The organism is Hansschlegelia beijingensis, from assembly GCF_045505405.1.
In the GTDB taxonomy this organism is placed as follows: domain Bacteria; phylum Pseudomonadota; class Alphaproteobacteria; order Rhizobiales; family Methylopilaceae; genus Methylopila; species Methylopila beijingensis_A.
The window spans coordinates 1-2584 of the sequence record NZ_JBJKEX010000401.1 but is presented as its reverse complement, the minus strand read 5'-3'; the positions used below and the strand labels follow the sequence as shown (position 1 = coordinate 2584).

The window sequence follows — 2584 nt, the reverse complement described above, 5'->3', positions numbered from 1 at the left end:
CTGGCCGCGAGCTGCGGCGCGGCGTTGCCGCCCGCGGCGTCCCCGGCCGGCAGCGCAGGCATGAAGATCTCGGACGACAGCGCCTTGCGCATCAGCGGCCGGACCACGAACAGCAGCACGAGCAGGGTGAGCAGCGCGAGCACCGCGAGTTCCGCGAAGCGCATCATGTCCGCCCGGGTGAGCTCGAACATGCCGGCCGCCGGCGGCTCTCCGGCGCCTGCGCCCGGAAGCTGGGCGAAGCGGAGGTTCACGACCTCGACGGTGTCGCCGCGCGCCTGGTCGAAGCCGACGCCCGCGCGGACCAGCGCGCCGATCCGGTCGAGTTCCTCCTGCGGCCGCGGGGCGTAGCTCACATCGCCGTTCGGGGCGTGTGAGTAGACGCCGTCGACCAGCACCGCGACCGAGATCCGCTTGAGGCGTCCGCCGTCCTGGACCTCCGTGCGGGTGGTGCGGGAGATCTCGTAATTGACGACCTCCTCGGTCTTGTTGGAGGCGTCCCTGGCCTGCTGCGCGGTCGGGCTCTGCTGCGCGTTGGGAAGCTGGTTGGCGACGGTCACGCCCTGCTCGGCGGGCTCCGTCGACTGCGAGGTCTCCTCGCGGGTCTGCGTCGAGCGGACGACCTTGCTCTCCGGGTCGTAGACGTCGGAGGTCAGCGTCGACTTGGTGCGGTCCATCTCCGCCCGGACCTCGACGCGCGCGCGGTCGGCGCCGACGACCCGGCCCACGATGGCCTCGACGCGGTCGCGCAGGCGCTTTTCGAGCGCCGTCGCCTGATCGTCCGCGGCGCCGATGGCGTCCTCCGATCCGGCGCCGTCCGCGAGCAGCTTGCCGGCGTCGTCGATCAGCGACACCTTCTCGGGCTTCAGTCCCTGCACGGCCGAGGCGACGAGGTGGCGGATCGCCCGGATCTCTCCGGCGCCGAGTTCGCCGCGGGTGCGGATCACGATCGAGGCCGACGGGCTCGGCGCGTCGCGCGTGAAGAGCGGGCGCTCCGGCACCACCAGATGCACCCGCGCGGAGGCCACCCGGTCGAGCGAGGCGATCGAGCGCGCGAGCTCGCCTTCGAGCGCGCGCAGGTGGTTGACGTTCTGCACGAAGCTCGTCGCCGAGAAGCCGTCGCCCTTGTCGAAGATCTCCCAGCCGACGCCGCCGCCGGAGGGCAGCCGCTGCTCCGCGAGCTGCATGCGCAGTTTCGCGGCGCGTTCCCTCGGCACGACGATGCTGGCGCCCTCCTGGCGCAGCTCGTAGGGCACGGCCTGCTGGTCCAGCTGCTTCACGATCGCCGCGGAGTCGGAGAGCGTGAGGTCCGTGAACAGGGGGACCATCTCGGGCGTCGTGAAGCGGACGATGACGAAGGCGAAGAAGCCGACGAGCGCAAGCGTGACGGCGCCCATGGCGGCGATGCGGCCCGGGCCGAACGTGCGCAAGAACTGGAGCAGACCCGTCACTGCTATCCCCCGTCGCCGCAACTCCGAGGATGGCGGCGCCCGGCAAGAATTGCCCGGCTTATGGTAAACGGGTCGTTAACCGCGGCGCCGGCGGGGCCAGAAACGAGTGCGCCGGCCACGAGGGCCGGCGCGCTGGAAGCGTCGAAGTCTTGGGTTGATCAGGCGCGATACTGTTGGATTCGCGTCGTCCTCAGCCCCGCGAGCCCGTGGCGGTCGATCGAGGCCTGCCACGACAGAAATTCTTCCACGGTCAGCGTGTAGCGCTGACAGGCTTCCTCAAGGCTCAACAGGCCGCCGCGAACCGCCGCGACCACCTCTGCTTTGCGGCGGATCACCCAGCGCTTGGTGTCAGACGGCGGCAAGTCCGCGATCGTGAGCGGACTGCCGTCCGGCCCGATCACGTATTTGGTTCGTCCGCGATGCACTTCGGTCATCGATACTCTCACGCGCGTCTGACCCTTACACGCTGACGTTACGGGCCCCGATTTAACATTTGGCTAAGCGGAAAAGCGGTTTTCGAGAGAGTTCCAAAGGTTAAGAGAGAGTAATTCGAATACTAACGATTTATGATCTTGGGCCTTTCCCAAGTACCTTTCGCGAGGCGGCAGTTTTTGCCTGAGCGGGCAGAAACGACCGGGCCGACGGGGGCGCGGATCGCCTCGAAATTGAGGGATTTGGCGTGGCATGGCGATTGCTGCGGTGACGCTGTCCGTCGACCGAGACCAGAATGACCGTTATTTCCGCGATCGCTCCAGCAAGCCTCGCCTCCGCGCCCCCGGCGGCCACGCCGCCCGCCGCCGACTCGGCGCTGGGCGCGCTTTTCGGCGCGCTGCTGGACGCCTCGGCGGCGGGATTTGGCGCGAGCGACTCGCCTGTTCCCGCGATCGCCGGCCCACGCAAGACAAAGGACGAGACGGCGGACGCGAACGCCCTCGCTCCGGCGGGCGTGGCTGCCATCGCGATTCCGGCTCCGCCTGCTGCGCTCCAGATCGACGCCACCCCGGTCCAGGACGCCCAGCTTCCGGCCGCCGCCTCCAGCCCAGCTGAGCCTTGAGTCCGAGGACGGCTCGGAGGATTCCGGCGTCAGCTCTTTCCTGGACCGCTTTCTGAGGCCGGCGCCGCCGCGCGCCGGCTGA

Annotated in this window: 3 protein-coding genes; 1 reads left to right on the top strand and 2 read right to left on the bottom strand. The window is 69.3% G+C overall.

The annotated features are described in order from the left end of the window. Together fliF and sciP are read right to left on the bottom strand one after the other, a co-directional pair. On the bottom strand, positions 1-1448 hold a 1448-nt coding region (fliF, locus tag ACIKT0_RS16705; protein WP_407106506.1), incomplete at its 3' end, for a flagellar basal-body MS-ring/collar protein FliF. 158 nt (positions 1449-1606) lie between these two features. Continuing rightward, positions 1607-1882: a CtrA inhibitor SciP gene (gene sciP / locus ACIKT0_RS16700; protein WP_183395453.1), complete on the bottom strand. Its 276-nt coding sequence runs from the start codon at positions 1880-1882 to the stop codon at positions 1607-1609. A 293-nt stretch (positions 1883-2175) separates the two neighbouring features. Here sciP and ACIKT0_RS16695 point away from each other — a divergent pair, with 293 nt between their 5' ends. Beyond that, entirely contained in the window at positions 2176-2502 is a 327-nt protein-coding gene (locus tag ACIKT0_RS16695) for a hypothetical protein (RefSeq protein ID WP_407106505.1), read from the top strand. The last annotated feature ends 82 nt before the right edge of the window (positions 2503-2584 follow it).